2 protein-coding genes are annotated in these 1,231 nt (G+C 56.5%); one reads left to right on the top strand and one right to left on the bottom strand.

Annotation, left to right across the window (positions count from 1 at the left end):
* Positions 1 to 725 (bottom strand): CHC2 zinc finger domain-containing protein (locus PMM47T1_RS28450; RefSeq protein WP_008375892.1); only part of this gene is annotated, 725 nt, incomplete at its 3' end.
* Between the two features lie 109 nt (positions 726 to 834).
* Between PMM47T1_RS28450 and PMM47T1_RS28445 the strand changes: the two genes are divergently transcribed.
* Positions 835 to 1,231, top strand: a 397-nt coding sequence (locus PMM47T1_RS28445; protein WP_043301668.1) for a helix-turn-helix domain-containing protein, incomplete at its 3' end; no start/stop codon positions are given.

The following is a 1,231-nucleotide window of genomic DNA, read 5'->3' as shown; positions in this document are numbered from 1 at the left end:
GGAATTTTGTTGTTCGGCTGCATTCGCCGTCCGTAAAGCTGCATCACTCGCCCTGCCTGCTCCGGCTGCGCGCCGTCTTCCAGATCCAACACCGGCACGACCAGACAACCGTTTAAATGTTCGTGTCCGGTAGAACGCAAAACACCCAAGGCCTGCAACTGCTCACGCATCTGGCGGCCTGCCTGGGTATATCCGGCAGGCAAACGATAGGTCAGGGTTTTATTGGCATAGCCGAGTTGAAAATGCTCGATCAGCTCGGGATGGTTCAGGCCGCGAGACGCCAGATAGGCCAGTGCTTCGGGGGACTGTTTGAAATTGGCGTGATAGAACTCAGCCACCGAACGCAGCAGCGCCGCGGCTTCAAGATCAGAAGAGCCCGCAGCTAAAGAAGGGAGGTGTCGGGTTTGGCTGCGCGACACACCGACTTTTTCCGCGCTATCCAGTGGTGCGTCGTTGCGCAGCAGTTGGACCGCGTGCGGCAACGACACGCCTTGGGTTTTCATCACCCAATCGATCACCGAACCTGCGGCTCCGCAGCCAAAGCAGTGATAGAGATTTTTCTCCTCGGAGACCGACAGGCTGGGTGTGCTTTCGTCATGGAACACGCAGTGCATCACCCAATCCTTGCCGCGCTTTTTCAGCTCATGGCCCTGCGACTGGATCAACCGAACCAGCGACACCTCACGCTTGAGGCGTTCCAGTTCAGCTTCGGGGATGCGGGCCATCGGGTTTTCTCCAAAAGCTGTCAAGAGGGAAAAGCAAAAACAACTCGACGGCAATATACCACCAATAGTAGTATTTACAACAAGCAGTGGTAAAACCTGGAGTACGTTAATGGCTGTCCAATTACAGATCTCGTCGACGACAGCCATGAGCATCACCACCGAAGAACGTGAATTTTTCATTGCCCTGGGCGAACGCATTGCCCGCCTGCGCAAAGAACACGGCATCACCCAAACCCAACTGGCTGAACGGCTGGGCGTGTCCCAGCAGACCATCCAAGCCTATGAGTCCGGTAAGCGGCGGATTCAGGTAGCGGCGTTGCCAGAGCTGGCCCGGCTGCTTTCGACCACACTCGAAGAGCTGTTTGGTCAGCAGCAGGAAACCACTGTGCGTAAGCGTGGCCCGGCTCCGAAATGGCAGCAGCAATTGGAGGCCATCGACCAACTACCCAAGAGCCAACAGAAATTCGTTGCGCAGATGCTCGATGCCCTGATCGCTCAGGCCACGA

It is taken from the genome of Pseudomonas sp. M47T1, assembly GCF_000263855.1.
GTDB lineage: Bacteria > Pseudomonadota > Gammaproteobacteria > Pseudomonadales > Pseudomonadaceae > Aquipseudomonas.
Note: the sequence above shows the minus strand (reverse complement) of the source record. Positions and strands in the feature narration are given on the sequence as shown.